Below are 25,455 nucleotides of genomic sequence, written 5' to 3'. Positions count from 1 at the left end.
AGGCGATTGCTTTGAATACAACAAGGATGCGGGGCTTTTTGTCTGCCCTCAAGGACATATGGCTGTTCGAAAAGCTCGGACGGGTAAGAAAAATCAAAATAGTAATCAGGTTATTACCCATTACTTTGATGTGGAAAAATGTAAGATTTGCCCTAGTAAAGAGGGCTGTTATAAAGAAGGTGCACAGACTAAGACCTATTCCGTTACGATTAAGAGTCATGAGCATCTTTTTCAAAAACGATTCCAGGAAACACCTTACTTCAAAGAAATGGCAAGAAACCGTTACAAGATTGAAGCTAAAAATGCGGAATTGAAACAAAGACACGGTCTTGATGTCGCCAGAGCATCAGGTCTTTTCAACATGGAATTACAAGCAGCCACCACCATATTTGTAGTCAATATGAAGCGAATTATGACCTTAATAGACCAAAAGGAAGAATAGAAAAATAGGAATTCTCCCAATCATTTAGGAGAATTCCTATTTTTTTTTATAAGGGTCGGAGTAACTGGAGACTTTTTCAGTGGGCTCGTGCATCAAGGGTTTTTGTCGTGTTTTTATCTCCCCTGCAGGAATTTTATAGCAATACAAGTTGTTGCATATCTAAAAAACACCTTGATATTCGCCATTTTTTATGGCATTATCAACTTATCTATACTCATTTTTTTAAACTTTTGGGGCAGATTTGGGGCGAGTTACATGTCATTTCATTAGCAAAATAAAACCCTTTACTCCTGACTCATATTCTGTCATTTTGCCCATTTTGTCAAAATAGAAACCAAATCTTGTAACCATTATTGTCAAATTTGCGATTTTGTCAAACAAAAAAAGCCCAGCAAACCGCTGGGCTGAAAATCTATTTAAACGTACCATAAGGCACCACGTTACGCCGATTCGACTCCTCTCCTGCTGCTACATAGCGACGTACACCGCTACGGCTAACATACGATACCCAAATGTATCCATCGGCAATATAGACCGAATCATAGTTAAATTGCTCGTCATAAGTGTAAGTGGCTACAACTTTACCGTCTAGACCAGGCTTGTCTCGGACATTGAGCAGAGATACTTTAACGGTCATTGTCCCCTGCTCGTCTTTGACCTTACCGAGATTGCCACTACTTGCCTGTGTCGCCACTGCAGTAGAGTCGCTGTAAGGTGGATAAAACCAGCCAACAAGATTGCTGATTTGCTGACTAGAATACTGAGCAGGACCACCGACAGACAGATTACCAACTAGGTTCTGCTCGATAGTTTGGGCAGTATTGCCACTGACTCCGATAATCAGACCCGTATGCCCATAGTTGATACCGTCGCCAGCCCAATAATTCTTGACAAAGATAGCTCCCGGGCGTGGACGCTCTGAGGTCGGCATGTAATGCACCTCAAACCCGTGTTGCTTGGCTGACTTTATCAAATCAATGGCATTGCCCCAAAGAGCTTTACCAAAGTATTTGCCACAAATCCAGTTAGGCAAATCGACGCACTGGTTGCCGTACCAGCCATCATAGTCTACGCCTTGACCACGATTGGCTAGGTCTTTAGCAAAATTGACTACTTCATTTACTGTTGTCATTGTCTTCTCCTTTCCAACTATCATTCATCTGTTTTACAGCTGATTCAATAAAGGTCTCTAACTGTGTATCAGTCATATAGATATTGTACTTGGCCAACTGACCTGTTACACGACGTTTAGCCATATCTAGCTTATCGACGTGTTTATCTTGGTCTAGTTTTGTAATCTGCTCAACTGCGTTGACAGCGTTCCGTGCCAAAATCTCTGTGATTTCGACTGCGCGCTTACCACCTTTTGCAATCAGATACTTCTTGACTTCATGGACAATCATTCCGGCTACAATAGCAAAAATACCTGTAGCCGAGCCAATAATAAGTTCAGTAAGTTGATTCATATCAATTCTCCTTCTTCAATGGCAACTCACAATAGATGCCATACATAGTTTCAATTTCGCCATTGCCGCCTAAAACCTTATACGATTCAAACAGCTTGGCGATTTCCCGACGTTCTTCAAGAGTTGTCCATCCTCGCTCGATGGCCGTTTCCAAGTCCTTATACAACAAGTACCGACGGCTACTGCGACTGCTATTTTTAAGCGTGCCTACCTCTTCCTTGACATCGCTAAGGCTGTTTTGGTTGTCATCTGCAACTTTCTTTAAGTTGGACACATCACCCTTGATGTCTTCCATACCCTGCTTGAGCTCACCAAACTGGGTCTTGTTGAGATTGTTAGAACGTGCTGCAAGATAGCCAAAACCACCAGTAGCGATGACACCAATGGTAGGTGCCACCGCTCCGATGATGTGTAAAATGTTATCTGGCATAGGCTAGACCTCTGTTGATTCTGCCCCTTGTGGGTCTGTCCAATCTGGGTTGCCATTTTCGTCAAATTTCATAATCCAATACTCCTCGTTGAGCATATCAGCGATATTAATTGTCGCAGCGGTACCGCCCCACTGATTAAAGGCCCAGATGGTTTCCACATCCACAAACTTGCGACGCCCATTTACGATTGCAGGACGTTTCTGCACGTCGCGATACATATAAAAGTCTTGATTAGCGGATTTGCATCGGATAAATTCTCCGTGTTCTTTCATATAGGTCAGCGCAGTCGCAAGGTCAAATGGTTGTGTAGTTTCTTCCAAATTAAGTAATGTGTTGTTAGTAGTTTCAGTCATGATTATTCTCCTTCAATGATTTCCGGTTTAGTTTGTTCGTCGAGTAGAGCTTCCAATTCGGAAACTCGCTCTTGCAATTGATTGTTTTGTTGAGACAAGACCTGTTTATCTTGTTCAGCAGCTGTCAATTGCACAGCTAGCATATTCTTCGTCGTTGATTCTTCGGCTAGCTTGCTAGTTAATTCATCAATCGTCAAGCGTAGAGCTTGGATGAGTTGTTGTTCTTGAGTCATATTATTCCTTTCTAGTTTAGAATCCATTAGGGTAGTAAGTATAAGAATTAGCATTTGGACCTTTTGAGAAGTTTCCATTGAAAGCATTGAGAATGTCACGTAATGATGAATAGGTTCCATTTCCTTTCATAAGCCACACATCTCCAACCTCAATTCGACTGTTCCGCTCTGCTGCTCTATTGTGAGGTGCAATTCTTAGACCAGAATCAAGGGTTTTCACATCCCAACCATCAGGATTATCAAAAGCAGAGCTTGCCAATCTGATTTCATCTCCAACTAAGTCCAATGAATCTATATTTGCACCATTCCAAGCACGAATACCGACAAATCCACCGTCATTTGACGATTCAGAATTCCAACGGTTGGATCCAATTACGGTCACTCCTGCATTCCCTTTGCCAGAAACCGTACCTGTTGCAAACTTAACAAACTGGGTAGGATATCCAGTTAAAACACGCTTGAGTGCTGCTTGGCCTGTGTAGTACATAATTTGACCAGCATTTAGGTTGACTTGCATTGCTCTGTTTGTTGCCGTCAGGATTCCGCCTGAAATCTGACTAGCGGATATGCTTACAGCTTGGACTGCCGTCAAAAATGCATCCTTGGCAAACAATTTCTTCAAGTAGGCTTGGTTTGCGGTCAATCCGTTGAAGAATGCCTCGTCAAATGCAATTTTTGAACCATCGATAGCACCCGCTCTAATTCGTGCGGCATCCAAATAGCCAGATGTAATCTTGCCAGCGTCTAAATTTGCAATTTTTGCCGATGCGATAACACCGTCTTTGATGTAGGTTTTAGTTCCAATGCTGATAAGCCCCTCATTAATTCGGACAGAACCGTCCGGATTGAGGTTGATTTGTCCTAATACGTTGCCAGCGCTAGTAAGATTCTTGATAGCGTAGGAGTTATTTAGTTGACTAACCTGCGTCTTAAGTCCATTAGTACCAGATACCTCTGTGACTAGTCCTTTAGCCGTCTCAATCGCTTGATAAATGTCACCACCGCTTGAAATAGACCGCTCAAATTTGTTTGCAGATTGGATTGCTTGCGATATGCTATCGCCATTGCCAATGAGGCGCTTGTGAGCATCTACGGTGTCTTTGACTGTATTAAACAATACTGTTGTTGGAAATGGCGCAATGTAAGGAGTCGCAACAATCCCTTCCTCAAGCTTAATATTTCGAATTCTAAATTTTTTACCAGTTTCTGAGGAATTACACACAAAATTGATGTAATTATAGATATTAGCAGGTCTATTTAATACAACTGTATAACGCTTCGGTGTTTTGTCGATAAGTAAAGACTGGTCTGGACTGCCAAAGTCCGTCTCAAGATAAGCAGTATTTGCGACTGTATCCACTAGGTAAGCCTCATAGCTCAACACATATTGTTTTTCTGACGGTTTTATATTATCCGAATAAAGCCAATAGAAGCCAGACCACCTATTTTTAATCGTAACCTCAATCCAACCATCATCAGATTGTACAAAGCTAGCACCTCCAGTTGCTCTTAAATCACTAAAAACAACATCAAAAAGATTTTGATTGACTTCCGTCGGTATCAGACCTCTTGTTTCTGTAATCTGACGTTCAAAGCTACCAGCTGTCTCTTGCACAAGATTCTGCACAGTCGTTGATAATGCATAAGGTTGTAGGGCGCTGCTGGTAATGTAGCTTCGACCTGTGATGTTATTATCAACATCACTCTTAGTCTGATACCCTTTATCTGTGATTGCTTTATCGACTTGTGTACTTGTCAGACGTTTGCTTATTTCGTTAGCATTTTGAGTGATTTTTGCACTTGCAGTATTGATTTTCCCGTCAAGCGTCTGCGTGGTTGATGTTAGCTCGGTCAATTTGCGGTCAACTGTATTTTGATAAGTCGCTAGATTTTGCTTGGCAGTGTCAGCGGTCGTCTTAATATCATTGAGTTTCAACGTTGTTCCGCGGACATTTTCGTCATAGGTAGACTTGGCAACGTAGTTAGTAGCAATCGCGGTACGCTCGGCAGTTAACTGTCTCGCTGTCTCCTCCCGACTAGCCGTCAGATACTGCTCAGCTCTAGCCCCTTCCGCATTCTTATAGATTTCTAAACTTTCCAGCCTTGTCTTGATTGCATCAGCCGTCTGCTGGGCGTAAGTCTTGGCACCTACTGCTTTACCGTCAACCAGTTGGATTTGGCGGGACAGCTCTGCACTAGATTCCTCTGCGGTGCGCTTGTAGGTAGCGATTTCTGAGCGGATGGTTTCTTGAGCTAAACTAAAAGCTGTTGCAACAGTCCCGATTTCCAGTTTTGGCTTAGTTAAATACAGGATTGAATTAGTTGTAAAATTGAAAGCATAGATATAGAAATTTGTACCTCTCGAAAGATCAATGTCTTCATTGAGTTTTATCTGTCCAGCAACTCTATGCCATTTGTTTATCGTACTAATATTGATAGTGGCTTGACCTGAGTGGAAATTTCGCACACCATTTTTATTGTAAGAATAAAAACCAAACCAAACTTTAGTACCTGTACCAGTAGAATATATATCTGCAGAAAACATATAGTTTCCACCAACAGTCAAACTTTTTGTGTCTAATATAGCTGAAATAGCTTTCCAGTTTCGCGACCCGTCAGATTCGTTGAATTCTATTACAGGGCCTTTCCCCTCGAAAGACTCTCTATAGATAGCATGATAAGATGTTGTTGGATTTGCAACACCACTATTGTATAGGTCATGCCAATTTGGAATTCGCTTTGCAATATAAGTGACGCCACCCACGGTAAAGGATGCAGTAGAGTTGGTAGCCCCCTCAAACCCTGCGTTAAGCAACAAATTCTCGCCACCGACCTGCAAATTCTCGAACCGCTCTGTCACCCCATCAATCCCGCTTTGCAAGTCAGCGGTCTTACGATTGATACTATCAATCTGCCCTGTCTGGGCATTGACAGTCTGCGTTAGTGCGTCGTATTGGGTCCTTGTTTGGCTCAGAGTGTCCTCAACAGTCTTGGTTCGACTTGATACACTTGCTATGTCACCAGTCGTTTTATTGACCGTTCTAGACAGCTCTGCAACAGTCGTCTTAGTACCATCTGCCAGAGTTTCGACCGTCGTCACTCGATTAGTCAAAGCCGTCTGTGCTTGTGCTTGTTCCAAGATTTTAGCAGCCTGCAAGTTAAGGTCATTTCGCAAGGCTGTGGCACTTGCTTGGCTATCTCTAGCCTTTTGGTCAGCACTTGCAATTGCCGTCTGTAGCTCGGACTTAGCAGTATTTAACGCTTGACTAACCGTCGCAATCTGCGCCCTTGCATCTGCAATAGCCTCGGTCTTGACCTGGTTAGCCCTGGCGATGGCGCTTGCTGCATCCGATTTGGCTCGGTTGGCAAGGGCTTCGACAGACTGAGTCTTGGACAGTATGCCTGCGACCTGCCTGTCATGTTCATCGGCTTGGGATTGCATGGATTGATTGACTTGGGCGATTTCAGTATTGATACTTTCTTTAAAAGCCTCGACATCATTTACCACTGGCGGTTCTAACCACTCTGCGCCATTCCAGTAGTACATTTTGGTTTTATCACCGACTTTAAGATAAAGAGTGTCGCCTTTTGTCAAAGTACCTTTAGGTACATCCTGTGGAAACTCAGTACCAAAATACACAGTAGACTTGCCATCCGCTGATACCAATGCTTTATTTGCCGTTTGAATTGCGCTTTCTGTCTCTTTTGAAACATTAGCCACACTACTCTTTAGCGAACTATATCCAACGCTTTGTTTCTTAACCGACCCGATATCATTACAAGTGACGGTATGATCAATCACTTGACCTTTGATATCATATTCGGATTCAAACGAGACGATACGTACACGTTCTTTAAAATTGATATCTTCGTCAATGACCGTGATATAATCTCCAGCCAACGGTCTGGTGTATTGATAACCAGCCTTGTGTAAGTCCTCCATCGTCAACTGAACCGAGATAGAATAGCTATCTTCAACAGATTTTTTCAACACTTCCAGGAAGTTCTCGGCTATTGAAAATCGTTCATCTACATATGGCTCGCCTTCCAAACGGCCGTAGATTGCTGCTAACGGAGAGACATACTCTACTTCAAGTCTGCCCTTCGAATGGTCATTCTCATCATGCCAAGCCCCTAGGCCTTTTTGATAAGTGATAAAATCACCTATTCTTTTTTCGATGCTTAGATCATTCAAGTTTAACTTTTTGCGGACAACCGTAGATAAATCCGTGCCGGTCCGTTCCAATATTCGAACCACTTTTCCGCGAACATGGAATTCAACACCAGCGTGTTTTATCAAATCGTTGAATAGTTCAAGTCTCTTTTTCAGTCCAAAATTCTGTTTTCGTAAACTTCCGACTTCTACTTCAAGGTTGTATCGGTAGCCACTGCCGTTGAAAATATGATCCAGAAAAGTTTGAAATGGATAACTACCATCCAATTCCGAATAGACAGAAGACTTATCAAAATCCCAGAAGAATTGATGGACGGCATCGAACTGAACGATGTTTAATTTTCCAAGACTTTTTGGTTTTGCGTAAATGACTTTGTAATACTCATCTTCAAATCGAACACCCCATCCCTTTTCTATCTCTAGGTTTCCATGCACAGTCCCCGAAAGCGACCTTTCGCCATTTACGGAATTGGTATACTTGAAGGTCGTTAATGCGCCAATTTCATTTCCTTTGTGATCTAAAAATGTTAGCATAGCACCTCCTTATTTATACAATTCCACAAAATTCAAAAACTTAATAGTGCCATTGAAATTTGTGATAATTTGAGATTGTTTTCCAATACTTGGTTTAATCACGAAATATTCGTGGTTGGTTTTAGCTGTCACGCTTTGACCATTTAAAATCGTTTCGATGCCCTTGAGCCTGAATTTATCACCAAGCGTCAAATTCGATGCCTGTTCGAAAGTAAATCGCCTTCCATCGATTTCAAAATAAAAACTAGATTGACCCCCAGCCGAAACTAATTCAACTTCAAAAGGCCAATCTAATTGACTTAGTTTAGCAGTTCCGCTATACGGTATGAGCTTGTTTGTTACCGTAAGTTCCCTCGGAACGGTCTGTCCAAACGGTAGCCCCGTCGTGACAAAAGACATTGATACATCATACTTCAATCCTGCTGACGATTTTCCTATAAAAGAATAAGAACATCCATTCTCGGAAAGCACTTGGTATCGGTAATGCCATGATTTGTGTGGCAAATCCGAGACAACTATATCCCCGGTCGTGTGCCCAGGCAATTCAAAATTGTACAAATCATCTTTGACTGGCACCAATTTTGTGATAAAAAATGCCTCATCATCCATTAACAAGGCATTTAAACTATCTTTTTTTGCTTCAAAGTCTTCAATACTGATGCAAGATAATCTTGCCGAAACCCGTATTGTTTTTTCGACAAAAACTGCATCTGCTAGTATTTTCCCAGAACGCCCCCGCACCTTTCGAGAATCAAGTTCAAGAGCAGGAGAAGACTCACTGATAGTTATGTTGTATAAACCTAATTGGGAGAGTCTGATTGCCAGACCCTCTTTATTTATCAATAAATCCATATTTTCCCTTCCTACTCATAAATAAAATATTCATTCTTTTGGTATTCTCTTGATTCTTTTTCTTTGACAGAGGTGTAAATCTCATCACCAACCAGTTCATTGTGGATTTCAAAGACTGGCTCTGATAATTGACTTTCTAAGATTTCACTACTCAAACTTTCTAAAGAGTTTGAAATTCCATTGGAGGAAATCGAACCTGTAGAGGTGATGTGACTTTCTAATCCGTACTTTTGATCTGTAACAGCTTGGGCATATTGCTGACCCATGCTTTCGATTTTCCCTAGCCAATCTGCCATACCATTGTACATACCTTCACCGGTAAATCCACCCAAGGCGAAAGTTGCTCGAGACGGCGAATGGATGTCTAACGCCCTGCGAATAGTACTTACAACGTTATTTGCAATTGAATTAGCAATAGCATAGATAGAACCGGAAGAACTAGCAAGGCCATTGGCAAAGCCGATGCCTGCATAGTAGCCGGCAGAATTCATCCCTCCGCTTATACTTCGCATAACATTGATCATCTGATTACCCGCGTTTCTTGCAACGTTTAACGCTTGGTTCATGCCGTTGGAAACTGCGTTTTGAACGGTGTTCATGCCATTTCGAGCTACGTCAGATGCCTTGCGGAATGAATTGGTAAATGTTGAATTAAATTTATTGCCAAATGATTGAATATCAGCATTTAATTTATTAAAGCTAGTTGTAACTGTCTGATTAATACCTTTCATGGAGTTATCGACAGATGACTTAGCTTTATTAAAGTTAGTTGTCACATTGTTAGCTATTTGCGCACTTGAAGCATTCGCTGAACTTGAGGCTTGGTTTAACCCGGCCGTAACATTACTTGCCAAACCGCTCGTCGCACTACTTGCGTTTGATTGCATCGAGGTCATATTTGAAGTGACCGTGGCATTCATGGTCGATGCAGCATTATTTGCATTTGCTTGAGCCGTTTGTAAATTCGATGTTACCCCATCAGACAGACCTAAAGCTTCGTTTACTGCCGACAAATTCATTGATGATGCAGCTTGATTGACTCCATCAGCCATTGTCTGAGCTGCAGAAGTTGCGGACACGTTGGCAGTGTTTAAGTTTGAGGTCACGCCATTAGCTAATGCAATTGAGTCAAGAATTGCCTGTGAACTCATCGTTCCGGTTTGTCCATTAACCCCAGTCGCCATTTGAGTAGCTTGGTTGGTAGCCTGTATGTTTGCAAGCCCCATATTTTGATTAATGCTGTTCAACATCGCTGTCATATCTACGTTAGTGTTCGTAGACATCTGACTTGTTTGCGTTGCAACATTTGTAGTCATTGTTTGAGCATCTGTCGAAACCTTTTCAGTCGTTTCCGAGCTCTTACCAGTCAAGAAGTCCCAAACTGAAGAAAAGCCTGTCTTGATGCCTTCCCAAACTCCAGACAAAGCATTTGGGATAGCTTCTAACATCGCTTGACCGAGTCCGAGGATAAGTTTAACCCCTGCCTCTATAATTTGAGGCAATCCCATAATCAATGTCACAACCAATTGTGCAATCAATTGGATTCCAGCAGCAATCAATTGTGGCAAAGCTTGGATGATTCCACCAATTAGCGACTGAACAATGTCCATTGCTGTTTGAACAATCATTGGAAGATTTTGGATTAATCCGGATACAAATGTGACAATGAGAGTCACACCAGTACCAAGCAAGGTCGGCAAGCTTTGAACAAATCCAGATATCAACGTTGTGATAACTGTACCGGCTAAACTTATCACAACAGGTAATAGTTGAATCGCACCATTTACAAGATTAGTTAGAATCTCAGCGCCCTTAGCAATAATTGTCGGCAAATCATTTTGAATCCCGTTTGTAAACTGAGTTATGATTTGTGTTGCAGACTCTTTAATCTGAGGAATATTCTGTATAATCCCCAAAACAAGATTGTTTAGAAAATCAAGACCAATAATTAGTAATTGAGGCAAGGCAGAGATAATAGTTGTAACGAAACTTGTAGAAACAGTAAGTGCCGAACTAATGAGAGAACCAGCATTTTGCCCAACCCCACTTACTAGCGATCCGATAATATCTACACCGGCCTGGACAATGACCGGGAACATGACTGCAAAAGTCTGAGCAAGTTTAGCAATTAGTTCAGAACCTAATGTGATTAATTGAGGAATCTCGCTTGTAATTCCTGTCACAAATCGTTGGATGACTTCAGGCCCCTTGGTCTGTACCATTGTTAATACTTCGTCAATCTTGTCTCCAAACATTTTATAGACAAGACCTAGCCCAACCAGTACCATTCCAAGGATAGCTGCAGGACCGACAGAAGCAAGTGCTATGCTTACGACACTAGACATACCTTGTGTCATCATAGCTAAAACAGACAGTCCTTTGCTGGCAGCATTACCAAAGGTGGCTGGCAAGCCTGTCATTTTGCCGGCAAGTAAACTGATAACCGACGATGCACTGGATATCACGCCAGAAAATAGTCCACCAAATTTCAGAGCTCCGACAGCTACACCGCCTAGTCCTGCCGTGAGCATTTGCAACCCTGCCACAGCTGGACCAAATGCCAATGAGCCGACCAACAAAGCAATAGCCGGTGCAACATTGCTAATGCTAGCCTTGAAAGCATCCAATTGTTGGCTTGATACCTTCGTTCCGTTCAAAAAATGATCCAGAACTGGAGGAATCTTGCTCATCATATTGACAAAGTTATCAATCGCTTGAGATTGACTTAGTTTGTCAATAAATCGGTCTAATGCTTTCACAAAGACAGTAAAAATCGGCAATATGGCACTACCGACTTTAATTTGAAGCGTTTCGAATGACCCACTAAGTCCTTCTATCGCACCTTTAAAGTTGTTCAGCTTCTCGGCAGCTACATCTGCAGCAGTTACCTTACTGATTTCGGCTTGCATCTTGTTCGCACCATCAGCACCTTCGTTCATCGCAATGGTTGCTGCACGAACAGCATCGGTGCCGAACATAGTTTTGAGCGCTAACTGTTTCTCTTGGTCAGTCAAATGACCAAGTTTTGTATTCAGCAACTCCGAAATTTCTGCAAACGACTTAATCTTACCTTCAGCGGTAAAGAATTGGTTTGCACCGTCTGCTGTAATCAGACCTAAATCTGACATCAAGTTTCGAGCTTTCTTAGTCTGCGGTTGCAAGTTCATCAACATCGTCTTGAGTGACGTACCTGCATCCGAGCCTTTAAGCCCGTTTTGAGCAAACACAGCCAAAGCATTTGTTGTATCGTTAAATGATAATCCAAGTCCTGACGCTACTGCAGATACCATGGAAAGCCCATACTTCAACTCACCAACATCTGTTGCTGATGCGTTCGCTGCACCTGCTAACTGGTTTGCAGCATCTACTACTGTCAAATTATCATTTTTAAAGGCATTCAAAGCAGTCGAAGCAATTTCAGCTGCTGACTTCAAATCAAGTTCCCCAGCAGTTGCTAGGTTTAGAGCTCCTGTTAATCCGCCCGCCAAGATATCCTTAGTGGACACCCCCGCTTTGGATAACTCTTCAATCGCATCCGCCGCTTCACTCGCTGAAAATGCGGTCTCAGCACCAGCTTTAATTGCCGCATCCTTGAATTGTGCCATCGTTTCGGCACTAGAGCCAGTTACAGCCTTGATGCTACTCAATTTCGCTTCAAAGTCAGCAGATTTGGTAATAGCACCACCTATCGCTGTCTTGATGCCGTTAAATGCGGCGTATGCAAGAGAGATACCAGCAACCTGTTGGATTAAATTGGTAGATGCGCTCGCAGCTCTATTCGTATGACTTACAATGCCAGTCAAGGCTGAGACGGCTTTATTCCCCATAGTTTGGAAACCAGCACCTAATCCTTGGCTGACTTTTGTTGACAACTTCCCAACAGTATTGGTTAATTTACCAGCAAACGAATTGTTAAAAGAATCTGCCTTTGCATTTAATTTTGAAAACAGAGCTGTCCACGATTGTAGTATAGGACTTGTTGCCTTTTCGCCAAGTGTGTTCGAAATTTGCTTACTTACAAACGTGAAACGACCCGAGAAATCTGTAAGAAGATTTCCAACTCCACCGAGTGAAGTTCTGAGAGGATTTAACAGATCTGCAAATGTCGCTCTAAATAGTTCCTTCACACTCCGAGTAGCTCGATCGAAAGGTTGAGGCAGTTTATTCGCCAACCCCTCAAATGCAAACCCTAAATTTCCAAGCGTCGCACGTACACCAGCTGCAGTACCATCTACCACCCCTTTTAGCGCTTTGATAGGGGCGTTAGGGGCAGTTGCTGCTTTGGCAATATCAAGAAAAATCTGTGTCCAACCCTTGCCACTTGCAGAAAGAGCAGATTTTCCAAGAGATGCAACCATCTCAGTTCGAAGATTTCTCAACTTTTTAGCTAAAGAATTTGCTCCGCTACCTATTACTTCAAAAACTTTTGCATGACTGGTCATGTTCCCAGCAGTGTTATTAAAGACACTACCAATACTATAGAGCTTTGTGGTAACTTTGTCCGTTACATTGTTAACTAAGTGGACTAACTGATTAAGTAACCCAGACGGGGTCTTTATAGCTTTGGAGATGTCAAAATTAAAAGCAGATTGCAAATTGTTTTTAATTTGCATTGCTGATATTTTGAATGGGTAGACAATATCCTTTGCTACATTTCGAAAACTACTTCGTATGGGTTCAGGAATCTTTTCGCCTATCCTGGAAGCAATACGTTGAATTTCACCAAGCGAAAGATTCAATCCGGTCGAATAAGCATTGCCTAAACGCTGACCCAAAGATTGACCGTTGCTTGCCAATTGAGCCATGACCTGCCCGACCATTTGAACCAAACGATTTGAACTGTTGACTGCTGAGTCTTGAGCCTTTTGAAAAGCTTTTTGAGTAGATGCAGCAATCTCATTCATGGCTTGCTCGTATGACTTCGTATCTGCTCCGATATAGGCATTTATAGCTCCGTCAAAAGCCATTTCTCACCTCTATCTATTTCTAAAATGAGCGTTTAATTTTTCGATTCTTGCCAACATATCGGTCGGCCCATTTAGTTTTATTTTCTTCGAAGCATTGAACGCTTTACGTACTTTTTCTTTTTGTTTTTTCTTCGAAAGCTTATTTGGAGACACTTTTTTAGCATTTAATGTGTAGCGTAAGTTCAGAGCTAACTCTGCTAAATGCTCTTGTTCATCCAACTTCCGATAATTCAAGCCTTCTAGTAGGGCATCTAGTTCCCACTTATTGCAAGAATAAATGGTATCAAGGTCTGTCAGACCGAGTCTAGCACACTCTGTTAAGACAGAGCGCTTTTCATCGTACCAATAATTTCGTCGAACTCTTCCAGTTGCATTTCTGAGTCCTCCTGAGTTTCGAAGTAACGACGAGCCTTTTCCAAATTCTTCAAATACTTCGAAATCTTGCTCTTGAAAAAACCGGAATCAACCATTTCTTGCTTGATTTCATTGAAGATAGAATCGTATGCTGCCTCAATTTCCATCCCTTCTTCGACGACCAAATGTTCGATGTGATTGCCGACAGCTGCAATGATATCGTTCTCTGCGACATTCTTAGCAGATTTAGGCATGGAAATTTTAATTAGGTCCACAATACCAGAATCTTCCTTGTTAAGGATTTTTAAGAATAGAGCCCCGACGCCATCGTTATTGCTTTGACCTGTTTCCTTATTTCGTGTAGCCAATTCTTTGTCAACGCTAAACATCAATGCGTAATCAAATTTAATATTCACTACAGTTGATTTTACTTTAATTTCCATTTTATTCCTCCAATAAATAAAAGGGCTGACCTAAGTCAACCCTAACAAAATACCAATCATTAAGAGCTAGAAGGTTCTGGCTTAACCGGAGCACTTTGAATATTGTCATAGTCTCCAGTTGTTTCACCAGGATTTTGATATTCATAAACACTATTCAGCATTTCGATTTCTTCCTTGGTAAGCGGGAACATTCCATCTTTCAATGCTCCGATGACATTGCCAGTCCAACTTACTTCGACGAATTCGCCAACTGCGTTATTTCGCTCAAAATCTGCAACCTTAGCATATCCAAATTTAGCAGGATACAAATCTTTGCCGCCTTCATTTTTCTTGACCGATTCATCTGCAATTACTTCCCATACCTTAATGCTCTTACCAGTACGAGAAGCCTCTTCTACCACGCCAATCGATGGATCAGCAGGAGCGAAATACTGTGTTAGGTCCACAGAGTGCTCATCTGTTGACTTTTCGACCAGACGCCCTTGTTGAGTCTGCTCATCAAGATACTCACCACCCAGAGTAGTACTTCCGTCTGTACGATAGGCTGGCAACATAGCAGCGCTGCCAAGTTCTGCATCCACCGATTGGATGAAGTAGAAAATCTTATTTCCTGTAATCGGCTTAGCAGTCGTGATTTCAATGTTTTTCTTTTCTTCAGACATTACAGTCCTCCTTTAATAAATAGTTTCTGTTATTTTGACAACAATGTGATAGACAAGACGGCCAATCGACTTGTCCTGCAACACATTGCTTGTAATACGCTTGTTTCTGCCAAGGCTACGGACTATTTTCGAACGCATCTCTTCGGCGTAGGTCCTACTATCCCCTGGCAAAAAACAATCAATTTGCACGGTCATATCCTCGATAAGTACCCCTGTTTGAGCAGTCTTGCCAGAGTCTGAGGAATTGGTTCCAATGACAATGAATGGTTCGGGCACATCTGGAGATGGAAGCTCTAAGTGAATCGGCAACTCCAGATTCGAAAGTCTGTCTTGGACACTTTTGAGATACACCGTGGATACTTGGTACACCAAATTCCATTACCTCCTAAACATTTTACTGAGATTTCTCATCAGGATTGGGTACTCCTCTTCGAGAGCAGGAAAGAGAAACGGTTGAGCGGATTGATAGCGAGTTCCCAATTCGACATAGATTGAATAATCAACCGGTGAAGATACCATCCACACCAGAAAGCGATACTGGGCACTATAGATACTCAAACTCATCCAACCAGTATCCCATGGAGCCAATTCCTTAGCTCTCAATTCAACCCTCAAACTTGACCGACTAAGCTCCCTATTGACAGCTTGCTGAGCTCGCTTAGGCATCTGTTGGACTTGGTTAAGATACCGTTTTAGACCTTTGACGCGGTAAGTTACACTCATAAATAAATTACCGTGCTATTCTTGTGATACTTTAGTCCTGCGATAGCTCTTTCTTTACCTCTATACTTAACGGACTGGATGTCCATGTGATTGCCTTGTAAATGCAATTTCACAGCTTCGAGAGTATACTTCCCATACACCCCAATAAATTCCTTGTCCGTCAGAGTTCCTCTCATGCAAGGGATTGGTTTGGATTCAACCTTGACTTTCGTTTGCCCCAAGAATTCGTCCTTGGTTGTTGTTCGAATTAAAACTACACGGTCGTTGTAAATCATATTGACCTCCTAGAAAAATCTAGCAACACCTCGACCTGTCTGTCTACGGCCGAGAGCAACACGACGAAGGGTTGTATCGTACTCATCAAGATAGCTATCCCAATTAAACGACCGCCCTTCCTCGCTATCAGCCTTAGCCCCTTCGCTATTCAAGCGATTGTATCGTTTAATAGCTACATCACGAACTACAAAAGTCAAGTTGGAAGGGATATCCAAAACTTCCATTTCGCTATAATCATTGATTTTAGCTAGGATGCGTTCAATGGACTCACCAATAGCCAAATTTATCAATTCGTCTTGAGCAGTATCTGTGCTGGCGATCCCTTTATAGATTTTTATTTCATCCTTGAGTTTTGCCTTGTCCATTGAATCCTCCTAATCTTAATTACCCACCAACGCCTGGTGCAGTTGCTTGAATAGTAGCTTCTACGACACCTTCTGGGATTTCAGCGAAGAGTGTGTTAGCTCCAAAGAATACAGACTCAAAAGTCAAGTTTTTCAATTGACGATCACGAGATGCTGCGATAAAACCAGTTTCATCGGAATAGTCTGCAAAGAGATTTCCTAGGTCTGATGAGTTGACATTTAAATATGCCCAAACCAAGTTTTCAACTGCTGTCGTATAGACTTTTCCTTGTGGGATAGCGTTCAAAACGATAACATTCTCAGTACCCAAGAAGTTCTTGAGCAAGGTCATGCCAAAGGTATTTGAAGCATCAGCAAGGACCTTGGTATCGCCAAGATAATCAGCGACATCAAGTGGGTTAACCAAAGAAACGAGTGGCGCGCCGTCGAATTCTTCAAAGGTGGCAGCTTTACCCCAAGATGCTGCTAGAGCCTTTTGCAAGCTGGTAGATTCAATGCGAGTTGGATTTGCGCCCAAGAAAGTCACAAATTGCTTCTTGATGCCGTTTTGAATGTTTCGCATCAACCTCAAATCCGCTTCGTCAATAGCACGGGAAGCACCATGACGAGCAATCGCTTCAGCACTTACTGCACGACGACGCTTAAACCATTCCACAGTAAATTCTTTCGCTTTCTTGCGAGTAACTTTAGACAACGGGATGTCTTCACCTTCTCCAACTGCGTCAGTCTTTTCTACCACATCCCATTTGTAAGTCTGGATTTTCATGTCGCTGGATAGTGGCAGCATCCGTGTCACGCCCAAAAGTTGCAATAATTCTTTGATATTTGTGGAGAATTTTTCGACGAAGTCAATCGTCTTGATTTCCCCAAGATCATTCATTTTAGTCAAATTTGTTTCAGCCATTTTAGCCTCCTCTTGTAAATAGATGTCTGTGTTCAGCAATTAATTGCTGGCGTTTTTCGGTATCTGAAATCGCCATGATTTCAGCCTTTGTATATCCACCCTGGGTGTTCCCCTGGCGTGGCTTGTGTTGAGTCAATCGTGCATCTACACGCTTCTCAACTTCTGCATCAAAGATTGTTCGCAAGTTTGAGATGTTGGATTTTACCTGATCCGCGGAATCAGCCAAAACAACATCTAAGAATTCTGTCGGTAAACCTTCGTCTTGTAGGATTTCCAAGGTAGCAATTCGCATCTCCTTTTCAGCAATCGCACGTTCTCGTTCTGCGATGGAATCTAGCCGTTTTTGCTCTTCTTCCTTGGCACGCTCATCTTTCGACAACTTGGCTAAGCGTTCTCCCTCACTCTTAGCGTTTTCAAGAGCTTGGGCTTGTTCAGCCTCCCACTTCGCACGCTCAGCTGCAATCATCTTGCTTAAATCCGAACGCGTAAAGGTCCGCTCCTGCTTGGTATCAACAGACTCCTGTGTGTCGACTTGTTCGGTTTCTGTTGACACTTCTTCTTTGATTTCTTCTGACATAATTGTCCTCCAGCGGTTACGCCGCCAACCGATAATCTCGTTTTACGCCCGGCGGCGAAACAGTGCAGCTTTTAGTGTCATCGGCAAAGGTCTGGACAAAAAGAAAACCGCATCGAATTCGACACGGTTAGGTTATGTAATTAGATAAACAGAAGTCTAAAAGTTTCACGTCCTTTAGGCGTGATGAGGAGTTGAGTACCTGCCCAACCAGTCTTTTCGTTTCGACTTTCCTTTAGTTCAAAAAGGTCTTCATACTTGCCAGCAAACGGCTGCAGTTTCCCTTTCTTGTCACGATAAAGATATTTCTTATCAAGCAAGAACTGAACAAACTCTTTCTGTTTGATTTTTAATTCTTTTGCGGTTTCTCGAATACCAGTCAAAAGATTACGGTCAACCAATTCATCGAAATACTCCGCTTTTGGTTGCATAATGGTATTTTCAACCGTCAGACGCGACTTTTCAGCTTCTAGACCATGAATAATCGCTTCTTTCTCTTTCAACTGATTACCAGCCATCAACAGCAAGTCTGCTAATGCCTGTTTGTCGTGAGTGATGTTAAATGCCATTTGGTCAGTCAAATAAGCCCCATGCTTGCGAATGCTTGGCAGGACTTCTGATGTGACCCAACGTTTGAATTGCTTGGCTTGTGGCAACTTAGATTTCAGGATAAGCGAGTATAGACCGCTCTCGTTGATGATATAAGTCTCTTGACTTCTACCCAGACTGTCTATGATAGGATGTTTCATCCTATCATCCTCATCAACATGTCTAGCAATAGCTTTATTAGGTTCTTTGTATGCTAAAATCTCAGCAATCTCTTTTCCAACAAACCAAGGTTCATTGTTAATCTCCACAAGTTGTACTTGCCCAAACTGTTCATTCTTAAAAATTTGTAGTTCCATATTAGTTTCCTTTCATTGCATTTTCGATAATTGTTGTATGTTCAAAAATAAGACTATCTAACCGTTTTGTTGCAAGATTGAGAAGTGCGCTGTACTCCTCACGAAGCACTGTTGCATCGTAATTATCATGCGTCTTAGACAGCCATCTCTCTAAGATAAACAAGCTATTTCTCACTTCTTCTGTATAGTTTAATAACTCTTCGTAGTTATCCAATACATCACTTTTAGTCATAATAAAAACTCCTTTGGGTATGACAAAGAAGCTCGTTTCTGATATAATGATTTCAGAAAGAGTTTCTTTCGAGGGATAACGTATAACTGCAATCTTGGCGGAGAGGAGTTATGCGTTATTTGTTTTCTTCCAGACCTAAAACTAACTTTATGCCTTTTCTGACCACCTCGGTACGAGTGGTCTTTTTTTGTAGACAATAATCTTCCAGTTGTTTATTTAACTCTGTGTCAATTCTTGCCTTAACTTCAACATTAAGTGGTTTTTCACTCTTAGGTCTTCCTGTTCGTGGGCTCATTTCATCACCTACTTTCTGTGCCACAACAATATAATATAGCTTGTGCCACAAAAAGTCAAGAGGTTTTTGAAAAAAACTTCAAAATATTATTCAATTTTCAAAGGACAGTGATTGATAGCTATCATGTCCTTGATTGTAAACCTTCAAAAGTGCAAAAATGGTAAAAATGCGAAAAAATTTAAAAAATTTCAGCAACAAAAAAGCACTTAGATTTCTCTAGGTGCTATTAAATCATATAAATTAAGCTGGGAATAGCTCCGAAATAGCTTCCAAGCTAAAACCCCACGCCACTAACATCTCTTTTGTATAGACTCCTTCTTTGCAAAGTCTTGCTAACTTTGCTTCTGGAGTATCATCGTGGATTAAAAACTGTCTATTCATGTCCATATTTGAACACTCCTAAGGAGTAAATTTCGTCCATTGCTCTACTGTTGGCTACAACTTCAGGCAATCCGAGTTCCTTATATTTATTATATAATTTTTCAAATTCCAAATCAAGTGAAATAAAGCGATTAATGTCGTAAATGTAATAGACTTCTCCATCATGTCCTACAACAACCGAAGCTTTAACCGAAGACTCTTTGAACGCACTAAAAACATCACTCTTAGAAAGTCGACGACCTTCGGGGTGGTTATGCAACAGAACAACACCATGCGGAGCATCTAAAACCCTCTGGTATTGTTCTCGATTCAACGCTACCTTGCCACCCTCAGTTGCCGTTACGTTCTCGGTCAAGACTTTACCAGTTCGGTAATCCAATACAACTAAATCCTCTCCAAACGTGCCATCTCGATGTTCTAAAATACGCTTACCATTAGAATATAGGGCTTCTCTGCTACTCTTTGAAAATGGTAATTTTTCGAATTTGTCATGGTATGCTTTGGAATTAACTAACTCGCGATTAACTGAATAGGCATTATCAGAGTCTTTCTTCGAAATTTTAATATCCACTTCCTGAAGCAGAAATTCGCCATTCTCGCCACCCAATTCCTCCTCATCTGGTACAATACCAGATCGGCAATTGAAATGAAAAGGCGGAGCGTTAACCCCAACCTTCATCTCATCCAACCTGTAGCGCTTGTCCTCCGCATGATGCTTTCGACAGATTTCGGTCGTGCGATGATCCATGTGGACCAGTATTCGATAATATTCTAAGCCTGCATCCAAATAGCGACGAGCGGTAGCTCTGTTGATGACCGAGGTGCCGTCGGTCCTTATCAAAGTTTCAGCGCGATGATTAGCAACCTTGTACCGAACACTCAAATCTCTTGCAAGCACCTTCGGATGTTCCCCACGGATGAAGCCCCGCTTGAGAGTATCTTTCAAGTCTTTGGCCAAGTTATCAACGTGCCCCCACAATTGTTGGGAGTAGTTGTATCCGTTGAACGGAGTCTTAACGATTTCCTTAAGTGCTGGTTCGTTTATATTACCTGACCTGCCACCCATGGCTTTCCGATACGCATACTCTGCCGAGGAACGCAGATAGCCTTCGAACGACTTCTCCAAAATACCCATTAGTACACCCATTTTATAGACAACTTCCATGTTCAGTACATCCATCCTGGTTGCCATTGACGACATATACTGCTCGTTGATCCTACGAAGTAGTTCTGGGTCTTTCTCGGCCTGTTTTCGATATCTCTCAACATTCGCGCGGTAGTCACTCAAATCAACACGAGAAAGCCTCTCTCGTGCCTCTGGCAAACTTATTTTGCTATCCTCTGCGTATTTACCGTAGAACTCAAACAAGTCCTTTTGTAAGCTCGTAGAAGCTTCGGAATAGATTCGAGATAGCTCCTTAAAAAAAACTTCATCAGTCATATCCTGATGTTTAAAGATATCATCGACCCGCTTCTGCCAATAATCATTGTGACTCTCGGTCATCTTTCTCACCTACAATCCGTGGTTGTGACTCCTCTTCTGGCTCCTGGGATTTCAACCGTTTTAACTCCTCTTCAGCGTCCACCCCTGTGAATGAAGATAGCAGGCTGAACAAGGTCTCATCGCTGATAACGCCATACAAAGCCTTGATTTGCTCAATCAACTCATTATCGTTCGCAGGTAGGTTCGGCGTGAATACGATATTCGTTTGGTTAATTGCATCGTAATTCGTTGCTTCTGAGCCACGGATTGCCCACACATTGACCGCAAGCCGCAGTCGTCTCATCAATCCCTTGCGGAATAGTTTCTCTGACATCCCTCGGTAATTCTCCGAGCCCATGAGTTTGTATCTCATAGCCACACCAGATTGCGTGCCAGCGAAGTTGTCGTCGTTGGTGTCTGGTGTGAATGTAAAACGAAGGATATCAGCGACAAGCCGTTTTTTGTAGGCTTCTGTCCCTGCCGAATCGTATTCCTTGACCAAATAAAAAGCATTCGGTTGAGCTCCGTCCGGGTTAGGATTGTCGTCAAGTAACACGATTTGAGCTTCTTTAAAGCTTTTAGTCACCGCCAAAGCTCCATTGGGATTGAGTTTTCCGTCTTCATCAAAATCTTCCTCACTACCCGTGTGAGGATTGCCGATGATAACCAACAAAGCATCATTGCTATTCTGCTGGAAATTGGCCAGTTCTGACTGCGATAAGTCATAAGCGTCTATGTTGTCCAGGACTGCTTCAAAAGCCCCTGTCCTATCCTCATTGTTGCTATACTCATTGATAGGGACACCTTTCAAATAATGAGGCTCCTCGTTGGTCAACGCCATACCTACAACCTGCTGATTGTCGTCAACATAAGTGTAGATTCTGTCTGCCGTATAGACCTTGATAATGGATTTTTTATGACCCATGCCGTAGTCAATGTTGTAGTAATTAACTGCCATGAGAGACTGCTTATCATATCCGTCATCGTAAATGACAAAAGTTTTTTCTGGATCAAATTTGTACAATTTCACCACGACCTGTGACTTATCATCCTGCCGGTAAGGCATAATCAATTCGTAAGCACGACCGTAGATTGATAAATCTTTCTTGATGAGTACATTGTGGTACTCTTCGTTGTTCTGGTCGCTGAATTCCTTGATTTTAGCTAACAATTCCTCATCTGCGTTCTCATACTCTACCGGTTGACCAAGCATATACCCCTGTTCAAAAGTAGTAATATACTTCGCGAAATCGCTTGAGATACGATTATCGGCAGCATACTCATCGGTCTTAGCTGGACGGTAATTGATGTTGTTATCTCCCAGATAATACCGCTTTAGCTCCTGCAACCTAGGCAGCTGGTTAGTTCTGTGGGTTGACACGTACCGTTGTAGTTGTTCAATCCACTCTTGTGAGGCCCATTCAATTGCATCAAAATCTTCCTGCAGCATAATTATCTGCTGATTAGCCAACTGAACGAAACGAGTGCCTTTCAAAAAGTCTACTTCCATTTCTCACCTCCTAGCGAAAAGCTCTAACAGCGTTTCTTAATCTTTCTTTTTGTGATTTCTTCTGCTTGTAAATCCTATCTTGGATTGCATACCTAACCGCATCTAAGCAGTGGTTGTAGCTATCAACAGGCTCATTGATATACTCATTCGTTGCTTTATCTTTCTTCCAAGTATAGTTCTCAAGCTCCTCGATGGTCTTCACACAGCGTTTGTCTACCACGATGTCGTATTGCAAGATATACTGGATGCCCTGCATGACTGACCCAGGACCTTTCTTAGCATCAATGATCCGAGGTATACCCGAGTTTCTTAATTCCTGATTGGATTTCTTTTCGGCTGAGTCTGCCCTAATTTCCTCTTTGGCATATCCAAGGTCTTTGATTGCTTCAGAGATTTTGTCGTTTGTCAGATTCTTCCGCACGTATTCTTCGACAATATAGAGCTTGCGAGCTTTATCGTCAATCTTGACGTGCAGGAATGCCGACGGGTCATTGATAAATCCATAGTCTAGACCAAAATAGGACGGCAGATGCCTCATGTTATCCTTGTTGAGTAGCTTACGCTCGTACTTTGGAAAGACTAACTTGTCCAGTGTTGCGAACTGGCCAAGGGCATAAATCTTGTAATACGCCTCGTTTCTGTTGGCCAACTCTTCGATGTTCTCACGAGTTATTTTATCCAAGAAACGATTGTCCTTATAAGTCGTCTGATAGACAACGGTATTTTTAGGTTTTTTGACAAAGAATGCATTGTAGACCCAGTTAACCTTGGATACCGGGTTGAACATTAGAAAAATCTGTTTCATTTTGTGTTTCTTATCCCTCAAGCGTAGTGTAAGCTGGGTGTAGTCATCCAAAGTAAACTCAGACGCTTCTTCCATGACCACATCCGAAATGCCTTTGATAGACTTGATTTTCTCAGGATTATCCAAGCCTTTGAAAATAAATTGAGCACCGTTTGGCAACTCAATCCGATAGGCTGAATTATTGACCTTGCACTTATCTAGAATCTGAAAATAGTCAAGACATTGCTTAACATCCTCAAAAATCGAATCGTAGACCGTGGCCCCGACCTTGCGCAAGAATAGAATCTTACGAGGATGTTTCCAGTCCTGACAAGCTTTAAAAACGACCTTTTGGATGACCCCGTGGCTTTTTCCCGAAGAAGCGCCACCATAATGAACTTCGGTAAAGGTCGAGTAGTCGTAGAGCTTGTCGTAGATGTGCTTGTTAAAGACCCTGCTTGGATACGGGATTGAGATTTGAATGCTTAATTTAGGTCTAGTCTTCGTCAGCATCCCAATCACCTACTACGATTTCAATATTTTTTTGCGTGATTTCTTGTTTATCGGTCCAGATACCGTACCGCTTACCAATCAGTTCAGCAGCTTTAATTCTATCCTTGGCTCCAACGTCGATATCAATAACCTGTTGACCAAGCTCTCCGATACTACACAAGGTCTGTTCCTGAGTCTGACCCCGCATGACCGATGTGAGGTATTCAAGCACTTCCTGTTGATCAGCAACCTTTTCTGATTTTAGTTCCTCAAGTCTTTCGTCGATATACGATTTGATTTGAGGTTTTTTGAGGTTTTCGGCTCCTGTTTGATAAGCAGCCTTTGGTGCATACCCAGCCTTAATTGCGGCTTCTGTCGCATTTCCACAGATGATATACTCATCTGCAAAACGTTGTTGTTTAAGCGTTAATTTGCTCAATTTTCTACCACCTTTCTACGAAAATACAAAAAAGCCACACGATTGTGTGACTTAATCTCCAACCCGAACTACCAATTCAGTGAATGGGAACAGCAGGACTCGAACCTGCGACCGTTCGCTTAGAAGGCGAATGCTCTATCCAGCTGAGCTATGTTCCCGATTTAGATACCGAGTTCGATTGTATAAGGAGATTGGCTGTCAATTGACAATGACTGAAATGTTAACGTTTATCTCTTCTCGGTATCTGATGTTATCATAATAGCACAGTAAAACTCTGGATTACTCCGAAAACTCTGTGACTTTTTCTAAATTTTTGAGACCTTTGGCATGATACTCAAATATTGTACTCTCTGCAAACATGGGTAGTTCTCGCTTAATTTTCGACCAACTATACCCATTGACATATTTAAGTCGTAATATCTGACTTTGCAGCGGGTCCTCTAAACTATCAATCGCTTTGACAAGCTTATCTCTATCATCGTAGATACGCTCAATCTCTTGATAGATTTCCTCTGTCCGATCAATGATTCGAGCGTTTAGTTCCTCTGAGCTATTTTTCTGCGAGCCACTTTTAGGCTCGTCAGTATACTGCACTGCAGTCAGTATACCAGAGCGTAGACTAGCAATCTCTAATCGCTTAGATTTAATCTTGCTATCAACCAAGCTCAATGATTTCAGTCTTGCTTTAATCGTCCGCATCTTACCTCCTCTCCCACAGCTGTCTTTGATGGCTATAATACGGATACAAAATACGTATCTTGCCACGTTGTGCTAGTACTTTAGGTTTTGTGTCTTTAGTTTGCTCGTATAGCTCGTCTATTTTATCCAACATGCGTTGTCTCGGTGGTCGTCCGTCTAGCCATTTGTAGACAGACAGCTTCGTCACACCCATTTCGGTCGCAAATTGGTCTCTCGTCCATCCTGTCTTTTGCAGGATGTATTTGATTTTATCTGCTGTGGTCATAGGTCCTCCAACGCTACCCATCTGAATTGTGGGAAATCTTTTCTTGCCTCTTCCTCTGTACATCTGTAGGCATTTTCCTTAACAAAATCACTAAAATAAGACTGCTTAATCGTAAATCTTCTACTGACATACTCGAACGTACCTACCTTACTTGTTAGTAGCACACCTAGTTTTTCGTTAGTCATCGGTTGCCTCCTTCCTTTTACCATATAAAATT

Annotated in this window: 29 protein-coding genes and 1 tRNA gene; 1 reads left to right on the top strand and 29 read right to left on the bottom strand. The window is 42.1% G+C overall.

The window, feature by feature from the left end:
- Positions 1-442 (top strand): transposase (locus ODU55_RS03935; RefSeq protein WP_398581945.1); only part of this gene is annotated, 442 nt, incomplete at its 5' end.
- A gap of 412 nt (positions 443-854) precedes the next feature.
- On the opposite strand, the gene ODU55_RS03930 is transcribed toward ODU55_RS03935, so the two are convergent.
- The 29 genes from ODU55_RS03930 to ODU55_RS03790 form a co-directional block, all read right to left on the bottom strand.
- Entirely contained in the window at positions 855-1,574 is a 720-nt protein-coding gene (locus ODU55_RS03930; protein WP_398581944.1) for a CHAP domain-containing protein, read from the bottom strand.
- Positions 1,558-1,908 (bottom strand): phage holin, encoded by a 351-nt coding sequence (locus ODU55_RS03925; RefSeq protein WP_398581943.1) that lies wholly within the window; start codon positions 1,906-1,908, stop codon positions 1,558-1,560. Before ODU55_RS03925 ends, ODU55_RS03930 begins: the two co-directional genes overlap by 17 nt.
- Before the next feature lies 1 nt (position 1,909).
- On the bottom strand, positions 1,910-2,338 hold the full coding sequence (locus tag ODU55_RS03920) for a hypothetical protein (protein WP_398581942.1): 429 nt from the start codon (positions 2,336-2,338) through the stop codon (positions 1,910-1,912).
- Between the two features lie 3 nt (positions 2,339-2,341).
- The gene (locus ODU55_RS03915; protein ID WP_398581941.1) at positions 2,342-2,692 is read right to left on the bottom strand and encodes a hypothetical protein; all 351 of its coding nucleotides are present in this window, start codon (positions 2,690-2,692) and stop codon (positions 2,342-2,344) included.
- Positions 2,693-2,694: 2 nt separating this feature from the next.
- Entirely contained in the window at positions 2,695-2,925 is a 231-nt protein-coding gene (locus tag ODU55_RS03910) for a hypothetical protein (RefSeq protein WP_398581940.1), read from the bottom strand.
- Positions 2,926-2,941: 16 nt separating this feature from the next.
- Positions 2,942-7,633, bottom strand: a complete 4,692-nt coding sequence (locus ODU55_RS03905) for a phage tail protein (protein WP_398581939.1) — start codon at positions 7,631-7,633, stop codon at positions 2,942-2,944.
- Between the two features lie 9 nt (positions 7,634-7,642).
- Entirely contained in the window at positions 7,643-8,485 is an 843-nt protein-coding gene (locus ODU55_RS03900) for a phage tail protein (RefSeq protein ID WP_398581938.1), read from the bottom strand.
- 11 nt (positions 8,486-8,496) lie between these two features.
- Positions 8,497-13,452, bottom strand: a complete 4,956-nt coding sequence (locus ODU55_RS03895; protein ID WP_398581937.1) for a phage tail tape measure protein — start codon at positions 13,450-13,452, stop codon at positions 8,497-8,499.
- Positions 13,453-13,461: 9 nt separating this feature from the next.
- The gene (locus ODU55_RS03890; RefSeq protein WP_238715959.1) at positions 13,462-13,671 is read right to left on the bottom strand and encodes a hypothetical protein; all 210 of its coding nucleotides are present in this window, start codon (positions 13,669-13,671) and stop codon (positions 13,462-13,464) included.
- 98 nt (positions 13,672-13,769) lie between these two features.
- Complete coding sequence (locus ODU55_RS03885) at positions 13,770-14,249, bottom strand: hypothetical protein (protein WP_248050630.1); 480 nt, start codon at positions 14,247-14,249, stop codon at positions 13,770-13,772.
- 59 nt (positions 14,250-14,308) lie between these two features.
- A complete protein-coding gene (locus ODU55_RS03880) occupies positions 14,309-14,911 on the bottom strand; it encodes a phage major tail protein, TP901-1 family (RefSeq protein WP_248050628.1) in 603 nt (200 codons plus the stop codon).
- 12 nt (positions 14,912-14,923) lie between these two features.
- Positions 14,924-15,283: a hypothetical protein gene (locus tag ODU55_RS03875; RefSeq protein WP_398581936.1), complete on the bottom strand. Its 360-nt coding sequence runs from the start codon at positions 15,281-15,283 to the stop codon at positions 14,924-14,926.
- 6 nt (positions 15,284-15,289) lie between these two features.
- Positions 15,290-15,634: an HK97 gp10 family phage protein gene (locus tag ODU55_RS03870; RefSeq protein WP_170244246.1), complete on the bottom strand. Its 345-nt coding sequence runs from the start codon at positions 15,632-15,634 to the stop codon at positions 15,290-15,292.
- Positions 15,631-15,909 carry a hypothetical protein gene (locus ODU55_RS03865; protein WP_398581935.1) on the bottom strand — a complete coding sequence of 93 codons (279 nt, stop codon included), beginning with the start codon at positions 15,907-15,909 and terminating at the stop codon, positions 15,631-15,633. The genes ODU55_RS03870 and ODU55_RS03865 overlap by 4 nt, the downstream gene beginning before the upstream one ends.
- Before the next feature lie 9 nt (positions 15,910-15,918).
- Positions 15,919-16,275: a phage head-tail connector protein gene (locus tag ODU55_RS03860; RefSeq protein ID WP_398581934.1), complete on the bottom strand. Its 357-nt coding sequence runs from the start codon at positions 16,273-16,275 to the stop codon at positions 15,919-15,921.
- Between the two features lie 19 nt (positions 16,276-16,294).
- The gene (locus ODU55_RS03855) at positions 16,295-17,179 is read right to left on the bottom strand and encodes a phage capsid protein (protein ID WP_398581933.1); all 885 of its coding nucleotides are present in this window, start codon (positions 17,177-17,179) and stop codon (positions 16,295-16,297) included.
- A gap of 1 nt (position 17,180) precedes the next feature.
- Positions 17,181-17,756: a DUF4355 domain-containing protein gene (locus ODU55_RS03850; RefSeq protein WP_398581932.1), complete on the bottom strand. Its 576-nt coding sequence runs from the start codon at positions 17,754-17,756 to the stop codon at positions 17,181-17,183.
- 140 nt (positions 17,757-17,896) lie between these two features.
- Positions 17,897-18,658: a BRO family protein gene (locus ODU55_RS03845; protein ID WP_398581931.1), complete on the bottom strand. Its 762-nt coding sequence runs from the start codon at positions 18,656-18,658 to the stop codon at positions 17,897-17,899.
- 1 nt (position 18,659) lies between these two features.
- On the bottom strand, positions 18,660-18,890 hold the full coding sequence (locus tag ODU55_RS03840) for a hypothetical protein (protein ID WP_024395064.1): 231 nt from the start codon (positions 18,888-18,890) through the stop codon (positions 18,660-18,662).
- Between the two features lie 115 nt (positions 18,891-19,005).
- Positions 19,006-19,209 (bottom strand): CopG family transcriptional regulator, encoded by a 204-nt coding sequence (locus ODU55_RS03835; RefSeq protein WP_228377546.1) that lies wholly within the window; start codon positions 19,207-19,209, stop codon positions 19,006-19,008.
- A 216-nt stretch (positions 19,210-19,425) separates the two neighbouring features.
- The gene (locus ODU55_RS03830; RefSeq protein ID WP_238715949.1) at positions 19,426-19,572 is read right to left on the bottom strand and encodes a hypothetical protein; all 147 of its coding nucleotides are present in this window, start codon (positions 19,570-19,572) and stop codon (positions 19,426-19,428) included.
- The gene (locus ODU55_RS03825; RefSeq protein ID WP_398581930.1) at positions 19,559-21,070 is read right to left on the bottom strand and encodes a minor capsid protein; all 1,512 of its coding nucleotides are present in this window, start codon (positions 21,068-21,070) and stop codon (positions 19,559-19,561) included. The genes ODU55_RS03830 and ODU55_RS03825 overlap by 14 nt, the downstream gene beginning before the upstream one ends.
- Entirely contained in the window at positions 21,051-22,559 is a 1,509-nt protein-coding gene (locus ODU55_RS03820) for a phage portal protein (RefSeq protein ID WP_398581929.1), read from the bottom strand. Before ODU55_RS03820 ends, ODU55_RS03825 begins: the two co-directional genes overlap by 20 nt.
- A 10-nt stretch (positions 22,560-22,569) precedes the next feature.
- Complete coding sequence (locus tag ODU55_RS03815; protein ID WP_398581928.1) at positions 22,570-23,856, bottom strand: PBSX family phage terminase large subunit; 1,287 nt, start codon at positions 23,854-23,856, stop codon at positions 22,570-22,572.
- Positions 23,840-24,274 (bottom strand): terminase small subunit, encoded by a 435-nt coding sequence (locus ODU55_RS03810; protein ID WP_398581927.1) that lies wholly within the window; start codon positions 24,272-24,274, stop codon positions 23,840-23,842. Before ODU55_RS03810 ends, ODU55_RS03815 begins: the two co-directional genes overlap by 17 nt.
- Positions 24,275-24,358: 84 nt before the next feature.
- Positions 24,359-24,432, bottom strand: a tRNA-Arg gene (locus ODU55_RS03805).
- 121 nt (positions 24,433-24,553) lie between these two features.
- On the bottom strand, positions 24,554-24,973 hold the full coding sequence (locus tag ODU55_RS03800) for a DUF1492 domain-containing protein (protein ID WP_398581926.1): 420 nt from the start codon (positions 24,971-24,973) through the stop codon (positions 24,554-24,556).
- A 1-nt stretch (position 24,974) separates the two neighbouring features.
- Positions 24,975-25,238, bottom strand: a complete 264-nt coding sequence (locus ODU55_RS03795) for a helix-turn-helix domain-containing protein (RefSeq protein WP_398581925.1) — start codon at positions 25,236-25,238, stop codon at positions 24,975-24,977.
- The gene (locus tag ODU55_RS03790; RefSeq protein ID WP_398581924.1) at positions 25,235-25,423 is read right to left on the bottom strand and encodes a hypothetical protein; all 189 of its coding nucleotides are present in this window, start codon (positions 25,421-25,423) and stop codon (positions 25,235-25,237) included. Before ODU55_RS03790 ends, ODU55_RS03795 begins: the two co-directional genes overlap by 4 nt.
- Positions 25,424-25,455: the final 32 nt, after the last annotated feature.

It is taken from the genome of Streptococcus sp. 2022WUSS037 (assembly GCF_044427225.1).
Taxonomy (GTDB): Bacteria; Bacillota; Bacilli; order Lactobacillales; family Streptococcaceae; genus Streptococcus.
This window is presented reverse-complemented; position numbering and strand designations above follow the sequence as displayed.